The sequence below is a fragment of the Enterococcus gallinarum genome (genome assembly GCF_021496385.1).
In the GTDB taxonomy this organism is placed as follows: domain Bacteria; phylum Bacillota; class Bacilli; order Lactobacillales; family Enterococcaceae; genus Enterococcus_D; species Enterococcus_D gallinarum.
In genome coordinates this window covers 1,258,955-1,279,336 of the sequence record NZ_CP050816.1, presented here as the reverse complement: position 1 = coordinate 1,279,336, position 20,382 = coordinate 1,258,955, and the positions used below count along the sequence as shown (strand labels likewise).

The 20,382-nt window shown below is 41.5% G+C and carries 21 protein-coding genes, 2 tRNA genes and 1 pseudogene; 2 read left to right on the top strand and 22 right to left on the bottom strand.

Annotated elements, in window-relative coordinates; all coding sequences use genetic code 11:
- Window positions 1-116: 116 nt before the first annotated feature.
- The 4 genes from HED61_RS06145 to HED61_RS06130 form a co-directional block, all read right to left on the bottom strand.
- The gene (locus HED61_RS06145; RefSeq protein WP_005471862.1) at window positions 117-791 is read right to left on the bottom strand and encodes a ComF family protein; all 675 of its coding nucleotides are present in this window, start codon (window positions 789-791) and stop codon (window positions 117-119) included.
- On the bottom strand, window positions 781-2,091 hold the full coding sequence (locus HED61_RS06140; protein WP_005471861.1) for a DEAD/DEAH box helicase family protein: 1,311 nt from the start codon (window positions 2,089-2,091) through the stop codon (window positions 781-783). Before HED61_RS06140 ends, HED61_RS06145 begins: the two co-directional genes overlap by 11 nt.
- A gap of 215 nt (window positions 2,092-2,306) precedes the next feature.
- Window positions 2,307-2,627 carry a PTS sugar transporter subunit IIB gene (locus HED61_RS06135; RefSeq protein WP_003127611.1) on the bottom strand — a complete coding sequence of 107 codons (321 nt, stop codon included), beginning with the start codon at window positions 2,625-2,627 and terminating at the stop codon, window positions 2,307-2,309.
- 71 nt (window positions 2,628-2,698) lie between these two features.
- A complete protein-coding gene (locus HED61_RS06130) occupies window positions 2,699-2,992 on the bottom strand; it encodes a DUF7662 domain-containing protein (protein ID WP_003127610.1) in 294 nt (97 codons plus the stop codon).
- Between the two features lie 101 nt (window positions 2,993-3,093).
- On the opposite strand from HED61_RS06130, the gene HED61_RS06125 reads away from it, so the two are divergent.
- Complete coding sequence (locus HED61_RS06125) at window positions 3,094-3,729, top strand: YigZ family protein (RefSeq protein WP_003127609.1); 636 nt, start codon at window positions 3,094-3,096, stop codon at window positions 3,727-3,729.
- Between the two features lie 192 nt (window positions 3,730-3,921).
- Here the strand turns inward: HED61_RS06125 and HED61_RS06120 are convergent, their stop codons facing one another.
- A complete protein-coding gene (locus HED61_RS06120; protein WP_003127608.1) occupies window positions 3,922-4,629 on the bottom strand; it encodes a GntR family transcriptional regulator in 708 nt (235 codons plus the stop codon).
- 188 nt (window positions 4,630-4,817) lie between these two features.
- Window positions 4,818-9,040, bottom strand: a pseudogene (locus HED61_RS06115) (acyl-CoA dehydratase activase-related protein).
- A 177-nt stretch (window positions 9,041-9,217) separates the two neighbouring features.
- Here HED61_RS06115 and HED61_RS06110 point away from each other — a divergent pair.
- Window positions 9,218-9,823, top strand: coding sequence for a TetR/AcrR family transcriptional regulator (locus tag HED61_RS06110; protein WP_060813470.1), 606 nt, complete (start codon window positions 9,218-9,220; stop codon window positions 9,821-9,823).
- A gap of 156 nt (window positions 9,824-9,979) precedes the next feature.
- On the opposite strand, the gene HED61_RS06105 is transcribed toward HED61_RS06110, so the two are convergent.
- The 16 genes from HED61_RS06105 to HED61_RS06030 form a co-directional block, all read right to left on the bottom strand.
- The gene (locus HED61_RS06105) at window positions 9,980-10,147 is read right to left on the bottom strand and encodes a hypothetical protein (RefSeq protein WP_219645586.1); all 168 of its coding nucleotides are present in this window, start codon (window positions 10,145-10,147) and stop codon (window positions 9,980-9,982) included.
- Window positions 10,148-10,287: 140 nt separating this feature from the next.
- Window positions 10,288-10,359: transfer RNA gene (locus tag HED61_RS06100), tRNA-Gln, on the bottom strand.
- A 1-nt stretch (window position 10,360) separates the two neighbouring features.
- Window positions 10,361-10,444 (bottom strand) — tRNA-Tyr (locus HED61_RS06095).
- Between the two features lie 85 nt (window positions 10,445-10,529).
- Window positions 10,530-10,766 carry a DUF2969 domain-containing protein gene (locus HED61_RS06090; protein WP_005471857.1) on the bottom strand — a complete coding sequence of 79 codons (237 nt, stop codon included), beginning with the start codon at window positions 10,764-10,766 and terminating at the stop codon, window positions 10,530-10,532.
- Between the two features lie 124 nt (window positions 10,767-10,890).
- Complete coding sequence (locus HED61_RS06085) at window positions 10,891-11,538, bottom strand: CBS and ACT domain-containing protein (RefSeq protein ID WP_003127602.1); 648 nt, start codon at window positions 11,536-11,538, stop codon at window positions 10,891-10,893.
- Window positions 11,539-11,563: 25 nt separating this feature from the next.
- Window positions 11,564-12,265: an ABC transporter ATP-binding protein gene (locus HED61_RS06080; protein WP_103300939.1), complete on the bottom strand. Its 702-nt coding sequence runs from the start codon at window positions 12,263-12,265 to the stop codon at window positions 11,564-11,566.
- Window positions 12,265-13,041: an ABC transporter ATP-binding protein gene (locus HED61_RS06075; protein ID WP_219645587.1), complete on the bottom strand. Its 777-nt coding sequence runs from the start codon at window positions 13,039-13,041 to the stop codon at window positions 12,265-12,267. The genes HED61_RS06080 and HED61_RS06075 overlap by 1 nt, the downstream gene beginning before the upstream one ends.
- Window positions 13,022-13,999, bottom strand: coding sequence for a branched-chain amino acid ABC transporter permease (locus tag HED61_RS06070; protein WP_005471852.1), 978 nt, complete (start codon window positions 13,997-13,999; stop codon window positions 13,022-13,024). Before HED61_RS06070 ends, HED61_RS06075 begins: the two co-directional genes overlap by 20 nt.
- A 9-nt stretch (window positions 14,000-14,008) precedes the next feature.
- Entirely contained in the window at window positions 14,009-14,887 is an 879-nt protein-coding gene (locus HED61_RS06065; RefSeq protein ID WP_003127599.1) for a branched-chain amino acid ABC transporter permease, read from the bottom strand.
- A gap of 209 nt (window positions 14,888-15,096) precedes the next feature.
- Window positions 15,097-16,284 (bottom strand): ABC transporter substrate-binding protein, encoded by a 1,188-nt coding sequence (locus tag HED61_RS06060; RefSeq protein ID WP_003127598.1) that lies wholly within the window; start codon window positions 16,282-16,284, stop codon window positions 15,097-15,099.
- A 261-nt stretch (window positions 16,285-16,545) separates the two neighbouring features.
- Complete coding sequence (locus HED61_RS06055) at window positions 16,546-17,418, bottom strand: ROK family protein (RefSeq protein ID WP_003127596.1); 873 nt, start codon at window positions 17,416-17,418, stop codon at window positions 16,546-16,548.
- A gap of 184 nt (window positions 17,419-17,602) precedes the next feature.
- Window positions 17,603-18,058 carry a GNAT family N-acetyltransferase gene (locus HED61_RS06050; protein WP_003127595.1) on the bottom strand — a complete coding sequence of 152 codons (456 nt, stop codon included), beginning with the start codon at window positions 18,056-18,058 and terminating at the stop codon, window positions 17,603-17,605.
- A 53-nt stretch (window positions 18,059-18,111) separates the two neighbouring features.
- On the bottom strand, window positions 18,112-18,387 hold the full coding sequence (gene yidD, locus HED61_RS06045; RefSeq protein ID WP_003127593.1) for a membrane protein insertion efficiency factor YidD: 276 nt from the start codon (window positions 18,385-18,387) through the stop codon (window positions 18,112-18,114).
- 83 nt (window positions 18,388-18,470) lie between these two features.
- The gene (locus tag HED61_RS06040) at window positions 18,471-18,647 is read right to left on the bottom strand and encodes a DNA-directed RNA polymerase subunit beta (RefSeq protein WP_005471848.1); all 177 of its coding nucleotides are present in this window, start codon (window positions 18,645-18,647) and stop codon (window positions 18,471-18,473) included.
- A 15-nt stretch (window positions 18,648-18,662) separates the two neighbouring features.
- On the bottom strand, window positions 18,663-19,952 hold the full coding sequence (gene murA / locus HED61_RS06035; RefSeq protein ID WP_003127592.1) for a UDP-N-acetylglucosamine 1-carboxyvinyltransferase: 1,290 nt from the start codon (window positions 19,950-19,952) through the stop codon (window positions 18,663-18,665).
- Window positions 19,953-20,044: 92 nt separating this feature from the next.
- Complete coding sequence (locus HED61_RS06030) at window positions 20,045-20,278, bottom strand: DUF1146 family protein (protein ID WP_219645588.1); 234 nt, start codon at window positions 20,276-20,278, stop codon at window positions 20,045-20,047.
- Between the last annotated feature and the right edge of the window lie 104 nt (window positions 20,279-20,382).

Sequence of the window (20,382 nt, the reverse complement as noted above, 5' to 3'; positions counted from 1 at the left end):
TCTACCACACTAAGAAGGAAAAGGACCACTCTCTTCTTCTTCTTAACTCTATTATATCGAAGTATCTTGCATTTGGAAAGCGAATCGCTAAGATTTTTTTAAGCGTTTACAATTCCTTATCTGGCAAAAGAAAAGGACGTGATCGTTTTCGGCTGGCAAGTCAAAAGTACTTCTGCAGCATGATAAATTGTTTGTCCAGTCGTATACACATCATCCACCAGCAACACACGTTTGTCCTTGATTTCTTGACCCTTTTCGATAATAAATGGTTGCGGAGCTGCTAATCGTTCGTTTCTAGTCATTGCTGCTTGAGGAGGTAAATGGATCTTTTTCTTTAGTAAGGATCGGTAATCAATCCCGGCAGCTTGTAATACTGCTGTCACTTGATTAAAGCCACGCTGCTGATAGCGTTCATGAGAAAGGGGGATCGGGATGACCAGATCATAGAGCAATCCTTTGAAAGCTTGCTTGATCTCTGGGAGAAAGGTAGCCCGCAGACGAAAATCGCCCATTAATTTGTATTGATGGAGCCACTCCTGCATTCCTTGATTGTATGTCATCAGAGCACGATGCTGTAGCTGAAACTTTGGATAACGTTGCCCCCAATAGCGACAATCCCGACAATTTTGGCTTTCATTACAACATGTCTTGCAGCAGCTAGTCAAATCAACAAACTGCAATTTACTCCTACAGTCTGGACACTTCTCTGAAGCAGGAATTCCTAATGGCCATAAAATCTCCCGCAGCCACAGTTCTCGTGCAAACTCCTGTTGGCACCAGCTACACTTCACTTGCCAGCCACTCCTTTGCTAATCGATTCATCGCTTGGATTTCCAAGATCGCCTTACGAATCGCTGATGTTGCCTGATCATAGAAAAAGAGAACTTCTCCATGATTGAATGGACCTTTTCGATCAACTCGTCCAGCAATCTGGACCAGTGCTGATTTAGAAAAAACAGGATGATCTGCTCCCATCACCACTACAGAAACATTTTCAAAGGTAACACCTCGTTCCAAGATGGTAGTTGTGAAAAGAATCTGATACTTTGAATTGCGCGCCTTGACTACTTTTTCTATTCGAGCAGGGTCTTTTGCTGAAACACTGGTTATCGTCTCCTCTTTTAAGAATGATCGAACAGCTTTTTCTAGCCGTTCCATAAAAACAATACTTGGGCAAAAAACTAAGACAAAATTTGTTTGAGATAGGCGTTGCAGATGAAACAATAAGCGCCGTAGTCTTCTTTTTGTTTGATACACGTTACGCCAACCTTCATACCAAATCAGTTGAGGAACGATCAGCGGTCGCTGATGAAAACGCAGCGGCATTTTTTCCACTGCAAAATTTGTTGTTTCTTTTAGTAACGCATCTGAAGGTGTGGCACTTAGATAAATCAGACAGCCGGTCGCTTTCAATGCATTCATTAACCCGAACCTTAGTTGCTGGTCCCCTTCATAAGGAAAAGCATCTACTTCGTCAACGATTATCAGATCAAATGCCCGATAAAAATGCAGCAGTTGATGAATGGTCGCCACAAGCAAGTCTGTATACCGATAGTCTTCCTCTGAATCTCCGTAAAGCAGTAAACAAGATTCTTTGGGAAATGCCTGTTGGATCCGAGGGAACAGTTCGCGGCACACATCGATTCGCGGAGAGACGACAGCTACCCGATGTCCTTGCAGCCTTGCCGCTTGTATCACTTCAAAAATCATTTCCGTTTTGCCAGAGCCGGTTACCGACCAAACCAACGTTGCTTTTTTTTGTTGATAATTTCTTACCAACGCTTGTGAGATTCTTTTTTGAAAAACCGTTAGTGGACCAGGCCAATGAATTTTCGGAAAACTGACGCTGCTTTGTTCCGAAACTGTCACAAAAACTTTAGACGTATCTGCCCGTCCGTAATGGATGCAGGCAGGGCAATAGTGAATCCCTGTTGGCAGTTGTACCTCCTCTTTATTGAAGCAGCTGCCACAACGCTGACATTCAATTTGCCCCTCTTTGATTAAGACGGCTGGACGAATGTCACCTTTGAGTTGATCGGAGTTGTTGCGTTCCCTTTCGGATACTAAAATTTGACGACCGCCTTCTTCCATCGTATCCCTCCTCTCGTTATATATGACTGATCAAGCCTTCAAAAGCAGGTACATTCTCTAGTTTTTTCGAAAGCCTTGGACATTCGACACAATTAAAGTACGCCATCCACAAAAAAAGAACCTTACACGTTCTCATTTTCTGCCAAAACAGAGAAATTCGAAACCTGTAAGGTTCTACTCAATAGTCTTAAGTAATCGTTGAAAATGGATTGGGCTTATTCACCAATCAATGTCAATGCTTGATCCAACACTTTTTCACCATTCATCATACCATAGTCAGCCATGTTGATAACTTCCAATGGGATTCCCTTTGGTGCTAAACGTTTTTCAAAATCGCCTTTCATGAAACGAACTTGAGGGCCTAATAATAAAACGTTCACATCTTTGCTTTCTAAATGTTGATCTGCTTCTGAAGCGGAAACAGCAAAAATATCTGTATCAAGACCTTTTGCATCAGCAGCTTTCTGCATTTTTGTCACTAATAAGCTGGTGCTCATTCCTGCGGAACAAACTAACATAATCGTTTTTTTAGCCATATCGAACACTCCCTAAAATTTTAAATAATATAACATTACCTATTCCTAGTATAGAACAAGTTTCAAATTTGTCAACGCTTACTGTCTATTAACCAATTGGACTTGACCAATTGATTGAAAACAACATATTCCTTCTTTAAATTCACGTGAACCACTTCATATCTTGCATTCAACCACGCATAGGCCCCGTTTTCCGGATGTCGATAATCATTGGCCCACCAATCAATGCTCTTGCGGGCACTCTTTGGCAGCCCTGTCGCCGGAAATAACAGTTCATCAAATTGTGTGAAAGTCAATGTGACTTGAGAACCGCCATTAGATTTTAAGTAATGAGTGATGATATCGTATTTCTTGCGTTTACTCAATGGCAACGCCTCCTTTTTTATCCGTTCACTTATTCTTTACTGATTTCTTTCATTGAAACTTTTTTCCACATTACCTATACTGAAAATAAAAGGAGGAGCCTATGAAGAATAGTTATCGCACCATTCGTGAGGATGGACAAAGTGAACAAGAAATCAAGAAATCCCGATTCATTTGTTCCCTTAAACGTGTCACTTCCGAAGAGGAAGCCAAAGCATTCATCCTCGCTCTCAAAAAAGAGCATTGGAAGGCTAATCATAATTGCAGTGCTTTTGTTATTGGCGAGAACAATGAGATCCAACGAAGCAGCGACGATGGGGAACCAAGCGGTACCGCTGGTGTCCCCATGCTAGATGTCCTCAAAAAAAATGAATTAATCAATGTGGTTGCTGTTGTGACCCGTTACTTTGGTGGGACGAAATTAGGCGCTGGCGGTTTGATCCGCGCTTATGCAAGCACTGTTGCCGCTGCCTTAAAGGAAATCGGTATCGTTGAAGGGACACTTAACCAGACACTTTATTTGACCATCGATTATCCTCAGCTAGGAAAGCTGCAAAATCACTTAGAGCACCAAAACATTCACTTAGCATCCATTGACTATACGGATAAAATCCGAGTAACGCTGATGGTTCCCGAAATATCCTTGTCCGCGGTAGAAGCCGATCTAACAGATCTGTTACAAGGACAACTAGAGATCGCACACGGCCCTGTCAGCTATGTGGAACGACCGATTTCCTGAGAAACAGATCGAATTTGTGTTGTCATTACTTGCTGGTGAAGCAGAATGATTGTTCAGATAGCTACTGTCAAGCGATGCCTCATGAATCTGCTTGAGGCATCATTTCTGACAATTCTTGCTACTCTTTCACCTCGTTTACTAGCTTTCACTTTTGTCTTTCACTTTGGTCAATATAATTTTCTATTTCCTGTCTTATTTTTCTAAATAAAATTCAAAACGATTCCCTACGTATTGTGTACGCACGTATTCAAATGGTTGTCCGTTTTCAAAACAGGTAATTTGCCGCATTCTTAAAATTGCATCCCCGCGTTTGATCTGCAAGTAATCAGCGATTTGCTCCGAAGCAATCATTGCTGAGATCGTTTGTGAGGCAGCTCCGATCTTATGACCGCCCTTTTCTTCTAACACATGATACAAAGATGAGATGATTTCTTCTTTACTAAAATTGTGAATCAATTTCTCTGGAATACTCGCCACTTCGAAACAAATAGGTACATCATCTGCATAACGAATGCGTTCCATCCGTAAAATCGTCTCATGTCCTTCTAATTGCAACTTTTCCATTTCACTCGAACTTGGGGCTGTCAAGAAGTAGGCCACTGCTTTACTAGAAGGCACCCGTCCAAGTGAGCGCATGATCTCAGTAAAACTCGTGGTTCCGCTCATTTTCTCCTGTACTTTCTGACGAGCCACATAAGTTCCTGATCCGATTTTTCTTTCCAAAATCCCTTCGTCGGCTAGTGTCTGAATAGCTTGGCGCAATGTCATGCGACTAACACCGAATTGTTTCGCTAACTCGCGCTCAGAAGGCAAACGGTCACCGATTTTGTAGGTTTCATTCTCGATGTTTGCTTTGATTTGATCATGTATCTGTATGTATACGGGTAAGTTCTCTGCCATAGTCTATTCCTCCATTCAGTTTCTATTATAACTGGTATATACCTAAATAACCAATGAAAAAACTAAAAAGACTGTCAATTTAAGGGAAAAATCCTTTTTTTCATTCTGTTCTTCTTGCAAAAGACAAAATAAGAAAAAAAGTTCCCTCAAATTGGTACAGTCTTATTGGATAGTTAAAGCGCTGAATGTTAGTTGCTGCTTTGCAAAGCTTTATTGGCCGTTGCCAACATTAAACGAATCCGATTCAATTGATTGACCATGGAGACTCCAGGATCATAATCAATCGCAGCAATATTGGCTTTAGGATATTGGTGCCGCAGTTCTTTGATTACACCCTTACCGACCACATGATTTGGCAAACAACCAAAAGGCTGCATGCAAACGATATTAGTCACATCAGATTTCAATAGATCAATCATTTCACCAGTCAAAAACCACCCTTCACCCGTATGATTACCAATAGATAAGATTTTGCTAGCATCATCTGCTAATTGATAAATCGAGTGTAATCCTTCAAATCGCTGAGAAGCCCGCAGCGCACGGTCCATCGGTTTTTGGATCCGTTCGATCAATCCAATGGCAAATTCAGCGATCCATTTGCTTTTTTTGGCCATTCCTAGGTTTTGATAGCGCCAAATCTGATTATAAAGCGAATAATTCATAAAACCAACCATGTCTGGTACTACCGCTTCCGCCCCTTCTGCTTCCAAAAGTCTCACGATATCGTTATTCGCTGTAGGAGAGTATTTCACTAAAATCTCGCCTACCACACCGACTCTTGGTTTCACGATGTCCTGCAGATCAATCGTATCAAAATCGGCAATGATTTTTTTCATGTTGTGGTTGAACAAAGTAAAAGAACCGTTGCGTACATTTTTTTCAACTTTTTTAAGCCACGTTTCATGAAGCCGATCTACAGGGCTTCATAAGGCCGCGTTCGATAAACAACTCGTTCAAATAAATCTCCATACAAAAATGCAACAGCCACACGTTTGAGCATTGGTAATGTAAACTTAAAGCCAGGATTTGACTCCACGCCTTGATTTCCCATGGAGACCGAAACGACGGGAACTTGTGGAAAACCCGCCTCGTTCAATGCTTTACGCAGCAGCGGGATATAATTGGTTGCCCGACATCCCCCGCCCGTTTGTGTCATCAATACGCTAGTGTTTTGCAAGTCATATTTTCCGCTTTGGAGTGCTTCGATCAATTGACCGATGGAAATAATGGCTGGATAGCAAGCATCGTTATTTACGAAACACAGGCCCACATTGACTGCTTCTCGATCATCCGCCGGCAAGCAGATCACATTGTATCCCGAAGCTTGCAGTGCCACATCAACTAACCCACTTTGATGAATTGGGCTTAGCATGGGTAATAACAAAGTATGTTGTTTACGCATTTCTTTAGTAAATGTGATCTTGGCTGGTTCTTCAAAACGTTGAGTAGGAATAAAATGGTTTTTCTCCCTTTCATTGACAGCTGCCTTAAGAGAACGTAAACGGATCCGAATGGCGCCTAAATTAGCCCCTTCATCGATTTTCAATACAGTGTACAATTTGCCATATTGTTCCATGATCTCTTCTACTTGATCTGTTGTGACGGCGTCGATTCCACAACCAAATGAGTTTAGTTGGACCAATTCCAACTGCTTGCTTTTAGCGACGACCCGTGCTGCGGCATATAAACGAGAATGGTAAACCCACTGATTAACGACCCGTAAATGACCGACATTTCCCAAATGCGCAATGCTATCTTCTGTTAATACATGAAAGCCCTCTTGGGTAATCACTTCCGCGATCCCATGATTGATCTCCGGATCCAAATGATAGGGTCTGCCAGAAAGTACGATGCCTCGCTGATTGGTTTCGGTCAGCATCCGTAAGGTTTTTTCCCCTTGCTGACAAACATCTAGCTTAAATTGATCCAATTCTTCAAAACCATGCCGCAATGCGTGCGCGATCTCTGTCTCAGTGATACCCAAATCTTGAAATTCTTCTGACAACACTTTGACCATTGAAGTTTCGTCTGCCAAATTTAGAAACGGGTTACGATAATCCACACGACCAGCGCGGATATCATCCAGATTGTTGCGAATAACATCTGGGTAGCTTTGTACGATGGGACAGTTGAAATGATTCTCAGCCTGCGCTGTTTCTGGTCTTTCAAAAATAATTCCTGGATAAAAAATCAATGGGACCCCTTGGTCGATCAACGCTTGAATATGTCCATGAGCGATTTTGGCCGGATAACAAGCGGTATCACTTGGAATCGTCTCGATACCTTTCTCATACAATTCTTTGTTTGATCGTGGGGACAATTCAACGCGAAAGCCCAGTTCTGTAAAAAAAGTATGCCATAACGGATAGTTTTCATATAGATTCAATACACGAGGAATGCCGATACGCCCACGAGACGCTTCTTTTTTGCGAAGCGGGCGATACTTAAACAAGCGGCGGTATTTGTAATCGACTAAATTTATCTTGCGCTCTTCTTTTTTGATTTTGATGCGGGCACCCCGCTCGCAGCGATTTCCGGTAATAAATTTGCGTCCATCCGAGAATAAAGTGACAGTCAGCATACAATTATTTTCACATAACCCGCAATGAGTGAATTCTTTTTCAGCAGTAAATTGACTCAATTCATCACTTGAAAGCAAGGTTGTGACTTCACCAATCTCGTAATTTTCTAACGCGATCAGTGCTGCACCATAAGCCCCCATCAAGCCAGCAATTGACGGCCGCACGACTTCCCTGCCGCTGATTTTTTCAAAGGCTCGTAACACCGCCTCATTATAAAAAGTTCCTCCTTGGCAGACGATTTTTTCGCCTAGATCTTCTGGGCGACGAATTTTGATCACTTTATACAAGGCATTTTTGATCACAGAATAGGAGAGACCCGCAGAAATATCCCCGACAGATGCGCCTTCTTTTTGGACTTGTTTCACTTTTGAATTCATGAATACCGTACAGCGAGAACCAAGATCGACTGGATTCTTGGCAGTAGTGGCTGCTAACGCAAATTCTTTGACTTCGTATTTCAGCGAACGCGCAAAGGTTTCAATAAAGGACCCGCAGCCTGAGGAACAAGCTTCATTCAGCTGGATCGAAGAGAGTGCACCATCTTTGATAGTCATGGCCTTCATATCCTGCCCGCCAATGTCTAAAATAAAATCGACCCCCGGTTGGAAATGTTCGGCGGCTTTATAATGAGCCATCGTTTCAACTTCACCAATGTCAATTTTCAGTGCATTTTTGATCAACTGTTCTCCATATCCTGTGACCGCAGCTTTCCCAATGAACGCAGCTGGTGGCATCTGCTGATACATTTCCTGTAATACCCGCATGGTGGTTTCCAATGGCTGCCCTTCATTGTTGCCATAAAAAGAGTAAAGAATCCTACCCACTTCGTCGATCAATACGACTTTCGTTGTCGTTGAACCCGCATCGATACCGAGAAAGGCTGCTCCTGTATGAGAAGCAAGTTTTTTTTCTTCCACCGAAGATTGGCCATGACGCTGTCTAAAAACTGCGAGCTCTTCTTCCGTAGCAAATAGCGGCGCCAATGTGTGAGACGGTTGCAATTTCGCTGAATCATCGGTTGATAACCGGGCTAATAATGTATTGAGTTGAGCTGTTTCTTCTCCATATAAAGCGGCGCCGATCGCAACAAACAGCTGGGGATTTTCTGGAAAAATAATGTCTTCTTCAGCAATTTGCAGTGTCTCCACAAAGCGGCGCCGTAGTTCAGACATGAAATAAAGGGGGCCACCTAAAAAAGCCACTTTCCCCTTGATTTTACGACCAGCAGCTAACCCTGCAATCGTCTGATTGACCACTGCTTGAAAAATACTGGCGGCGATGTCGGCTTTATCTGCTCCTTCATTGATCAAAGGTTGCACATCTGTTTTTGCGAATACCCCGCAACGGGAAGCGATAGGATAGATCGTTTGATAATTTTTCGCTAAATCATTTACACCATTAGCATCGGTTTTCAACAATACCGCCATTTGATCGATAAACGCACCCGTCCCACCTGCACAGCTACCATTCATTCGTTGTTCCAACGCCCCTTCAAAAAAGGTGATTTTGGCATCTTCTCCCCCTAATTCAATGGCAACATTTGTTTCAGGAATCAGTGTCTCAACTGTTTTAGTACAGGCAATGACCTCTTGCACGAAAGGGATCGCTAAAACTTCGGCCAGTCCCATCCCTCCAGATCCAGTGATTGCTAGTGCGACCTGTTGATTACCGATGACTTCCTGAGCTTCCAGTAAAACTTTTTTTGTGGCAGTTTTGATATCCGAATAGTGGCGTTCATACTTGGCAAAGAGGGTCTGCTTTTTTTCATTCAAGACCACCATTTTGACAGTCGTCGATCCTACATCAATACCAGCACTTAATTTTTTCATAGGGTGCCTCCGCTTTATCCAACACTTTGTTGATTATCTTACAAACTGTTTGTTATAATACTTATGTCTATTTTAAGAACAATCTATTGACATTTCAACAAACAGATTCATGGGATGTGTGGGATAAGCAACAGGAACGGTAAAAATGTCGTTTAAATTGAGAGGAAGTTCACAAAAATGAAAAAAGTTGATTTGCGGGTTCAACGCACGAATAAACATATCATGGAGGCTTTTATCCGACTCGTAGAGCAAAAAGGCTACGATCAAGTGACTGTCCAAGATATTGCCGACGAAGCCATGATCAATCGTGCGACATTCTATGCTCATTATAAAGACAAACAAGATTTATATGAAAAAATTTTTGATATGGCAATCGACTCCTTTACTTCGATTTTGTCCCTTGAAGATTTAGTCCAGGGAAATCGAATCAAGATCAAACGAGTCGAACTTGCGATGACAAAAATCTATCAGCACATTCAGGACAATCGCTTTTTTTATCTGACCATCATGGATGGCGCGGCCATCGAATTAGTCCGGCAACGAATCGCGGAGATTCTCTATGAACAATATGACCATATTTTTTCAAAATTAAAAATTACAGAAAGCTCCATCGAAGTACCGCTGGATTTCGTTATTGAGTATATGACATCGATTTTTGTTGGTACTCTGCACTGGTGGCTTACTGCCGATAGTCAAATGACTCCTGACCAACTAGCTAAACTGGTCATTAAATTAGTCGCCAATGGACACTTAACCGTTCTCGGTATCGAAATCGAAGGGTAACATACGAGAAGGAGAGCATATCGTATAAATCAAAAAACCGAACCAGAGTTGCTTCCCCCAGTACTTCCTCTCAGAAATCAGGAAAACGTGAAACGGGTGACAACTCTTGTCCGGTTTATTTGTTATTGGGCTGTTTTACTCAATGCCTTTTCGCAATCAATGATTCTTTGAACGCCATTTGATCGTATCTTTTGTTTTACGCAATTGTGTAATTTTGATACCTTTTGGTGCAATACGAATAGCATAATCTTCACGTTTGACAACATCATACACATGCTCAGCTGCTTCGGTGACTTTTTCTTTTAGATTCAATTTAAATTTCATCTTCTCATCTCCTGAGTTATTTACCTATAGCCTATCGTAAATAAAAAAAATCTTCAACTTTTAACCCTTAGAATTTTGCTATAAATAACGAAGAAAAGTCAGCAAGACATGCTTGCTGACTTTTCTTGATTGTTCACTGACTGGGGTAGCTGGATTCGAACCAACGCATGACGGAGTCAAAGTCCGTTGCCTTACCGCTTGGCTATACCCCAATGGTGGAGGAGAGTGGATTCGAACCACTGAACCCGAAGGAACGGATTTACAGTCCGTCGCGTTTAGCCACTTCGCTACTCCTCCAAACGGCTTTTAAAAAACCTGACTCAGTTATAATACCTAAAAATATAACAAATTGCAAGAGCAAAATGTCATTTTTTTTAAGAAATTATTCATGTAAGTTCCATTGGCGCAAAATCGTTTCAATTGCTGCATCCAAAGTTCGGCTTGCACCTAAATCTTCTTCGCCCAGAAAGCTTTGGAATTCTTTCGGACCGGATGCGAGAATTTCACCAATCACTTTTTTCCCTAATACTAGTTGATGGACTTCATATTCTTTTCCTTGGATCACCTTAACGGTTTCTTCCACACGGACTTCAATATCTTTATTTTTTTTCGACATCATACTCACCTCTTTCAGATACCTTGTTTATTCTACCAGAAAACACCGCAAAGCAAAAGCAAATCTAGTCAACCATTCATCCAGAAAAAAATCATGCAATCACTGATTGTGTTTGCATGATTTTTGCTTATTTTTGATTGGTCAATACCGCACTCAATACCGTATACCCAGCATTGGCAAAAATTTTCTCGATTTCTGACACTTGTCTGGATTCAACTTGAATCTCTACGATCGTTTTCAAAGCCATTCGGTTGACCACGATCGTTAAAATACTTAATTGATGATCTGTTAATAACTGCGTGATTTCCGCTAAGACACCGCTGTGGTCATCAATAATCTCAAGAGCTACTCTTGTACCGCCCTCATAGTAACCTGTGATCTTCAAGAAAGCATCAAAGATATCATTATTCGTAATGATCCCTACTAGTTCGTCATCTGCTAAAACAGGCAACACACCGACATTTTCTTCCCGCATGACTGCAATCGCGTCTTCTAGCAGCGCCTCCGGTTTGATGGTGGTCACTTTCTTCAGCATGATATCTGCTACAGTCGTTTTGTTTAATAAATAATTCATTTCATAAACACTTAAACTTGTCGCTTTTGAAGGCATTGCTTCTGCAATCGTGCCTTCTGTAATCAGGCCAACTAACCGTTGCTGATCAACAACCGGCAATCGATGGATGTCATGTTTTTTCATTAAGTCTATCGCATCAAATATTGGCATTGCCGAATGAACAGTGATGACATTCTTGGTCATAAAATCACGTACGCTCATTTTTCATCCTCCTTGTTGTAAGCTATTAACCGCCTAGATAGGCTTTCTTGACTTCATCACTTTCCAATAACTCTTGCCCGCTTCCTCGCAAGACGATTTTGCCGGTCTCTAGAACATACCCGCGGTCAGCAATGGACAAAGCCATTTTGGCATTCTGCTCAATTAATAAAACGGTCGTTCCTTGCTGTTTGATTTCTTGGATAATCGAGAAGATCTCTTTGATGAATATTGGGGCTAGGCCCATGGATGGTTCATCGAGTAAAAGCAACCGAGGCTTGGACATCAGTGCACGTCCCATTGCCAACATCTGCTGTTCTCCTCCTGATAACGTTGAAGCATCTTGACTTAGTCGTTCTTTTAGGACAGGAAATTTCGTGAAGACCTGCTGATAGTCCTCTTTGACTTGATTGTCTTTTCGCAAAAAAGCGCCCATCTCAAGGTTTTCTTGAACGGAGAGTCCTGGAAAAACGTGACGTCCTTCAGGTACTTGTGATAATCCATTAGCAACGATTTTTTGTGGAGCTTCTTTTTGGATGGGTTTGCCTTCAAAGAGAATCGTGCCTTTAGAGGGTCGGATCAGACCGGAAATCGTCCGCAAAATCGTCGTTTTCCCTGCACCATTGGCACCGATCAACGAGACGATCTCTCCTTGATTGACTTCAAAGGAAACATCATGAACCGCTTGGATCATGCCGTAATGGACACTTAAATTTTCAATACGCAGCATTAGAGTTCCCCTCCTAAATAGGCTTCGATCACTCGCGGATCTTTTTTGATCTCTTCTGGCTTTCCATGAGCAATCACTTGCCCATATTCCAGTACATAGATGCGTTCACAAACCTCCATGACTAAACTCATGTCATGTTCGATCAATAAAATCGTCAGTTGAAAGTCTTTTTGGATACGGTAGATCAATTTAGTCAGTTCCGCTGTTTCCTGAGGGTTCATCCCGGCGGCTGGCTCATCAAGAAAAAGGATCTTTGGTTCAGTAGCCAATGCCCGAACGATCTCAAGACGTCGTTGTTCACCGTAAGGAAGATTTTTTGCTAGTGTTTGGCTTTTATTTTCTAAGTCAAAGATACGCAATAATTCCATGACTTTCTCTTTCATTGCAGCCTCTTTGTGATAAAACTTTGGCAACCGCAACACACTCGTAAAAAAGCCTTCTTTTTGTTTGCTGTTCATGGCAATCAGAACATTGTCCATCACTGTAAGATCTTTGAACAACCGAATGTTTTGGAAGGTGCGGGATAATCCCATAGCTGCGATATGATAGGGCTTCTCCCCATTCAATCGCTTGGATTGTCCTTGTTCTTCTAAAAGAACGTCGCCTTCACTTGGTTCATAGACGCCTGTCAGCAGATTGAAGAGTGTCGTTTTCCCTGCACCATTCGGACCAATCAGGCCAACTAGTTCATTAGTTTCTAAATGTAAATCGACATGTGAAACTGCCGCCAAACCACCAAAGTTCTTAGTCAGCTTCTTAACTTCCAATAGAGGCATTCGTGTCATCCCCCTTTTTTGTAAATTTATCAAAGATGCGCTTCACAGAAAATTCCCAAGTTCCCAAAAGTCCACTTGGCTTGAAAATCATAATGGCGATCAATGCCAGTGCGTAAATAATCATGCGCAAATCTGAGAAGCCTTGTAAGTACATATTCAATATACCTAATACGACAGCTGAAACCACTGCTCCTGTCGTACTACCGATCCCGCCAAACACAACGATGATCAAGACATCGATCGATTTCATAAAGCCATAATCTTTCGGAAATACCGATTGTTGATAACTTGCATATAATGTACCGGCAATACTAGCCATGACAGCACCCATCACAAAAGCAATCACTTTGTATTTCGTTGTATTGACCCCCATTGCTTCCGCAGCGATCTCATCTTCTCGTATCGCTAATGTTGCTCGTCCTGGTCCACTATGGATAAAATTAGAGACCACCAAGATGGAGCCGACAGCAAAAAGAAAGACGATTTGCCAATTACTGAATTGCGGTAACCCGAATATCCCTGCAGGTCCATTCGTCAATCCTCGTAAATTGACTAATAAGATACGGATAATCTCTGAAACACCTAACGTTGCAATCGCTAAGTAGTCTCCTTTCAAGCGCAATGTTGGAATCCCGACAACTAGTGCGATCAGCCCCGAAACGAACATCCCCACGATCAGACCAGAAAGAAATCCGCCAAATGTAGGATTGTTGGCTGTTAAAATTGCCCCTGCGTAAGCACCAATCGCCATAAAACCTGCATGACCTAAAGAAAATTGTCCCGAAAAACCAATAATTAAATTTAGCCCTACTGCTAAAATAATATTGATTCCGATATTGACGATAATCGCGTCTGAAAATAGATTGATCAATCCGCCGTTATAAGCTGCAAACAAACCGAAGTAGATAACAGCGGCGAGTGCTAACCAAGTAATGTTGTATTTCAAATTCTTTTTCATCACTGACACCTACACTTTCTCTTTCAGGTTCTTGCCCAATATTCCTGCCGGACGGACCAACAATATAATTATTAAAATGACATAGACTAAAGCATCTTTATAATCAGAAAAACCTAATGCAGTAGCAACTGTTTCAATTAGTCCGATCACGAAGCCACCTAATGCTGCCCCAGGAATGATTCCTATACCGCCTAATACAGCCGCAACAAAAGATTTTAGTCCCGGCACAACCCCCATCGTAGGATCGATCGAATTGTAATACAATCCAATTAACATCCCACCAGCAGCTGCCAACGCAGAACCAAGAGCAAATGTGAAGGAAATCGTCCGATTGACATTGATCCCCATCAACCGTGCGGCATCCGCATCCACGCTAACAGCACGCATCGCTTTTCCCATTCTGGTTTTCTTGACGATTAGCTGTAAAAGGATCATTAACGCCAATGAGACTGCTAAAATCAATAATTGTATGTTACTTACCTCCACAAAACCAATACTATAAGTTTTGCGGGCAATGGCTTGTGGAAATGGTCGGACATCTGGTGAAAAGAAAAAAATCATGACATTTTGCAATAAATAGGAAACACCGATAGCGGTGATCAAAGCCGAGATCCGGGTGGAATTCCGGAGTGGGCGATAGGCCAGAAACTCGATCGTCACGCCTAACGCTGCACTAGCGATCATTGAGATGAATAGTGCAGGAAAAAAGCCCAGATTCCATTGATTGATCAAAAAATAACCAATAAAACTGCCGATCATATACACTTCACCATGAGCAAAGTTGATCAGTTTAATGATGCCGTAAACCATCGTGTAGCCTAACGCTAATAAGGCATAGATACTACCTAGAAATAAACCGTTGATTAGTTGTTGGATCATCATTTCCATGTTTTCACTTCCAATACCTTAAATTCTTGATACTTGTCTAAGAAAAAGGAACCGCGACAGAAGTCTGCAGCAACGAGTCAAATGAGTATCTGCCATGATTGATAGGATCACAGATTTACGACTTTTTCATTTATCGTTCATCATTTTGTTCGCTTACCTTCGACTTTGTCTCAGTCCCTATTTGATCGTGTAAAGAACGGTCCTTCTATTTAAGGATTTACTGTATCAGCTGACGTTTCTTTACCTTCAGTTAGTCCTAATACAACTGCTGATTTTTCTGGATTATGATTTTTGTCCATGGTGATCTCTCCCGTCACACCTTGGAAGTTTTTCAAAGCAGATAGTCCTTCAGCAATCGCAGTTGAGTCTGCTGAATCTTGATCTTCAATGGCTTGTTTGATCATGTAGACAGCGTCGTATGCCAATGCATTAAATGCGGAAGGTTCTTTGCTATACTTTGCTTTGAATGCTTCGACAAAAGGTTCTACCTTGTCATTGGCAGGAGCTTTAGTTGAGAAGTGTCCTGTATAATAAACATCCGATACATTTTCCGCGCCTGCTGTTTGGACCATTTTTTCATCACCAAAGCCATCCGCACCAATAATTGGCTGATCGATTCCTAATTCTCGGGCTTGCTTGATAATCAAACCAGCTTCGGTGTAGTAGCCAGGAATGAACAATACATCAAAGTCAGCATTTTTGATTTTCGTCAACACCGCTTGGAAATCTTTGTCACCTTCTGTGAAATTCTCTTCGAGTACAATGTCGCCATTGTAGCTATCTTTAAAGGCTGCTGATAATCCATTCGCATAGTCGCTGGAATTATCGCCTAAAATAATTGCTTTTTTAGCATCCAAGTTGTCTGCAGCATATTTTGCTAAGATCGTTCCTTGGAAACTGTCTTGGAAACAAGAACGGAAAGCAAATCCTTGAACTTTGTCACTGCTGACAGTAATCGCATCATCTGTTCCGGAAGGTGTCACTAACGGAACTTGTGCTTTGGTGACATTTGGCAATGCCGCCTTCGTCGCACCTGAAGTTGCTGGCCCGATCATTGCTACTACTTTATCATTGGTCGTTAAATTGGCTGCGACTGTCGCTGACTCATTATTGTCAGATTTGTTATCTTTTGAAACAATTTCAATTTGTTTTCCTAAGATACCGCCACTCTCATTGATTTCTTCAACCGCCAGATCAATTCCTTCTTTTTCCGCCGTTCCATAAGCTGCAACAGCACCCGATAATTCTAAATTGACACCAATTTTGATCGTATCACCTTCTTGTTTGTTGCCACCGCTAGCAGAACCGCTACCGCTAGTGGAACCACCAGTTGGTCCCGCACTACAAGCCGATAATAAAAATAAACTAGCAAATAAAAATGCAAATTTCTTTTTCATCATTATTCCTCCCCTACTCCCATGGATATGTTATCAAATATACTTAATAATAGGGAAAATGTCAACGAATTATCAGAATATTTTCTTTATTCAGATACTTTAAATTATTTTAAAAAAAATAAAGATTGATGCGTCGCGATTGTAATCGATTTCCGAAAAAAATAGTTGTGACCACTCTTCCAAAGTGATCACAACTTGTGTATCTGTTGATTCAAGGTTTATGTTTAAAATTGAAAAAAATGGCAGCAACAATGCGCTGAATCAATTCAGCACTTGTGCGGTGAAATTAGCTGCCGCTCCAACTAGATTGGCATCGTTTCGATAATCACAAAGCTTAATCAGTGGAACAAAGTCATTTAAGTCTTGTGCTGCCAGCATTTTCTTCATTCGTTGATTGATTTCTGGCAACAATCCTGCTTTTGCACTGACTCCGCCACCAATAATCAATACTTCAGGGTCAAAAGCAAATTGGATGCTGAATAACCCTTCAGTCAAATAGCGATAAAATTTGTCTACCTCTTCTTTGGCGATAATATCACCTTCTTCTGCTCGACGAAAGACTTCCTCGCCACTGATCGTTTTGCGGTCCACACCGATTCGGTCACAATAACGCCAAGCCATTTGAACAGCCGTCCCTAACTGTGAAAAAGATTTGCCTTTATCAAGAACCATCAAACCAAACTCGCCGCCGTAAAGATGGGCGCCTTTGATCAGTTTTCCTTGTTGAAAAAGTGCTCCGCCGACCCCAGTACCAATCACGATGAATGCTGCCGTGTCAAAATCTTTCCCAGCGCCTTGATAAAATTCTGCCATTCCGGCACAATTGGCATCATTCTCAATAGTGACTGGCAATTGAAATAACGCTTCCAATTCAGCGAAAATATTAAATCCGTGAATATATGGAATGGCGCTGATCCCATTGATCTGCTGCTGTGCAACATTCACCGCTCCTGGCGCACTAATGCCAACGCCTTCAAGAGGTTTTTTAATGCTATCTCGAATTGCTTTGAGCTCTTCTTTCATTTTTTGCCAAGTATCAGGCGTCGCAAATTGTCCTTTGTCACTTAATTGTTCGTCCTGCCATAATCCATATTTCACTGCAGAACCGCCCATATCAAATACTAGTAATGTCATCTCAACATTCCTTTCTCACTCAGTTGTCTCCCTTATTTTACTGTACTTTCCTCAGTTAAGAAAGCGATTTCTGTTGATTTCGTTGAAAAGGACAATAACGCGCTCTAAATGATTTGATTCAGAGTAACATGAATGGCGGACAAAACCCATTTTTCAAATGAAGTCAAAGTGCGCGAGATGCTTTTTAGAGAATTTTCTCTAAAATCACTTGATCAGTAAGTAGAATGCCGTTCTCATAAATGGGCTCTTTGTAATGATCGACAAAATAGTTTTTGACTACTTTTTTTTCAATGAAACCCATTTTTTTATAAAGTGTTAACGCTGCGGAAGGAAGATTACCAGTTTTGATAGTTACACAAAGAGTTTCCGTAGTTTTTGTTGCAGCAATCTTACTTAACGCTGCGGTCAGTAAACGACCACCGATTCCTTGATTCTGTGCTTCCGGTGCAACAGCAACATTCATGATTTCCCATCCTGCTGTTTGCAGTTGATAAACAATCACTCCTACGATCTGCTGCTCATTTTCAAAAACAAGAATCTCACTGGCTTGTATGTATCGATCTACCGCTTCTTTTTCTGGATCAGCATCCAGTAATAGCGGCCATGGCAAAGATTCTTTTGGTGATAAAGCTCGAATCATCGTTTTGCTCCTTTACTCCGTTCATTCCTGCCTACCCCTGCAGTTTGAAGAGTTTATTTTTTGCGATAGTGATAAGTAGGCTGCTCCTGATCTTGGGTATTTCGTTTTAGTGTAAAGCGCTGAGGTACGTAGTCGATTCCCCCTTTTACAAAGGGATGACAACGTAAAATTCGCGAGATTCCCATCAAACTTCCTTTACCTGCCCCATGTACTTGGATCGCCTGAATCATATAGGACGAACACGTAGGATAATAGCGACAGCTAGGGGGAAATAAGGGAGAGATGAATCGCTGATACAGCCGAACAAATCCAATCAAAAGCTTGCTCACATCTCATACTCCTCTCTCTTCTATTTATAGAATTGAAAAAAACTAGAATAAAGCAATGTGCTCCATTCTAGTTTCAGCTTTGTTTACTTCATGAAGTCCAATATATGGTTCCATAGATGAGGCGAGAACACTTTTAACGGCATACCGTCTCCAATGATACCATAGCCGATCATAGTGCCGGCAATAAAGAGCAGGATCGCCAATAAGATAACCAACAAAATTTTTACCAAACTAGTTAAAATATATCGATTAAGCTTCAAGGTCGCATCTCCTCTTTAAACGGTTACTGGTGCTGTTTTTTCAGAAGTTGTTACCCGCTCAACAGAAGCACCTAACTGTTGCAATTTTTCGTGGAATTTATAATAGCCACGGTCAAGATACTTCAGATTACGGACACGAGTCAATCCGTTTGAACGCAAGCCTAATAAAATCAAAGCTGCTGCCGCTCGTAGATCCGTTGCATAAACCAGCGCGCCTTGTAATTCGTGGCCGCCTTCGATCACAGCGATGTTTCCGTCAATTTTAACATGACCGTTCATACGGCGCATTTCTTCTAAATGTTGGAAGCGATTTTCAAAAACCGTTTCATTCACGATGCTAGTCCCATCAGCCAACATTTGAATCGCAGTCATTTGCGCTTGCATATCTGTTGGGAAACCTGGATGAGGCATCGTTTTTACATCAGTTGCTTTGATTGTTTTAGGTCCAACTACCCGAATCCCTTCTGGAACTTCAGTGATTTTAGCACCCATTTCAGTTAATTTTGAAATCAGTGGACGATTGTGTTCAGAAATTGCATCTTTGATAATCACATCGCCTTCTGTCATTGCAGCAGCTACCATGAAAGTTCCTGCTTCAATACGGTCTTGTACGATCGCATGAGAAACCGCATGCAAATGGTCGACGCCTTCAATGCGCATGGTTTCTGTCCCAGCACCAAAGACTTTTGCGCCCATTTTATTTAAAATGTTCGCTAAATCTACGATTTCAGGCTCTCGAGCGACGTTCTCAATGATCGTCGTTCCTTTGGCTTTGACTGCTGCCATCATGATGTTTTGAGTAGCACCTACACTCGGAAAATCAAGGTAGATCGTATTTCCTTTTAACTCACTAGCAATCGCTTCTATGTAGCCATCTTTTTGAATAATTTCAGCTCCCAGAGCTTGGAATCCTTTGAGATGCAGATCAATTGGTCGTTTGCCAATAGCACAACCTCCTGGCATTGCAACTTTCGCATGACCATTTCTGGCTAATAAAGGTCCCATAACAACGATTGACGCACGCATTTGACTAACATATTCATACGGTGCTTCAATAGCTAATTCGCGGGAAGCATCCATTGTAATGGTATTTTTTGATTGATCAAAAGCAATCTCGACGTTTAAATGACGGATCACTTCATTCATTGTCAAAACATCAGATAAAATCGGTACATTCTCTAAAGTCGTTGTTCCTTCTTCTGCTAACAAACTTGCTGCTAAAATAGGTAAAACGGCATTCTTTGCACCTTCAACCTTGACAGTTCCAATTAAACGATTACCACCTTGAACGATAATCTCTTCCATTTTGTTCCCTCCAAATAATGCAGTTGAATCATACACAAAATCTTGACAATTATAGCATACAATCGCACAACCTGCATGTATTATTGAATTTCTTAAAAACCTATTAAAAATAAATTACGGCATAATGCAATCAGTTCAAGGAAAAAAGTGCTAGCAGTATAGCCTAAAGCAATTGCTAAAAAGACCATGACCATCCGTATTTGCGTCGTTTGTAAGGCTTTAAAAAAAGCATCGATCCGCAAAGACTGCAACGCCCAAAACGCTAAATAGATAAATGCTAAATGACTGACGATACGAAAAATCGCATCTACTCCGTAAACTTGCATCCTCGATTCTCCTTTTCACATCTGAACGTTACTATCATACCACAAAATTTAAAAGAGCCAAAATATTCTTTCTTGAAACTTTCATTGGAAGACTTTAAAAAGAC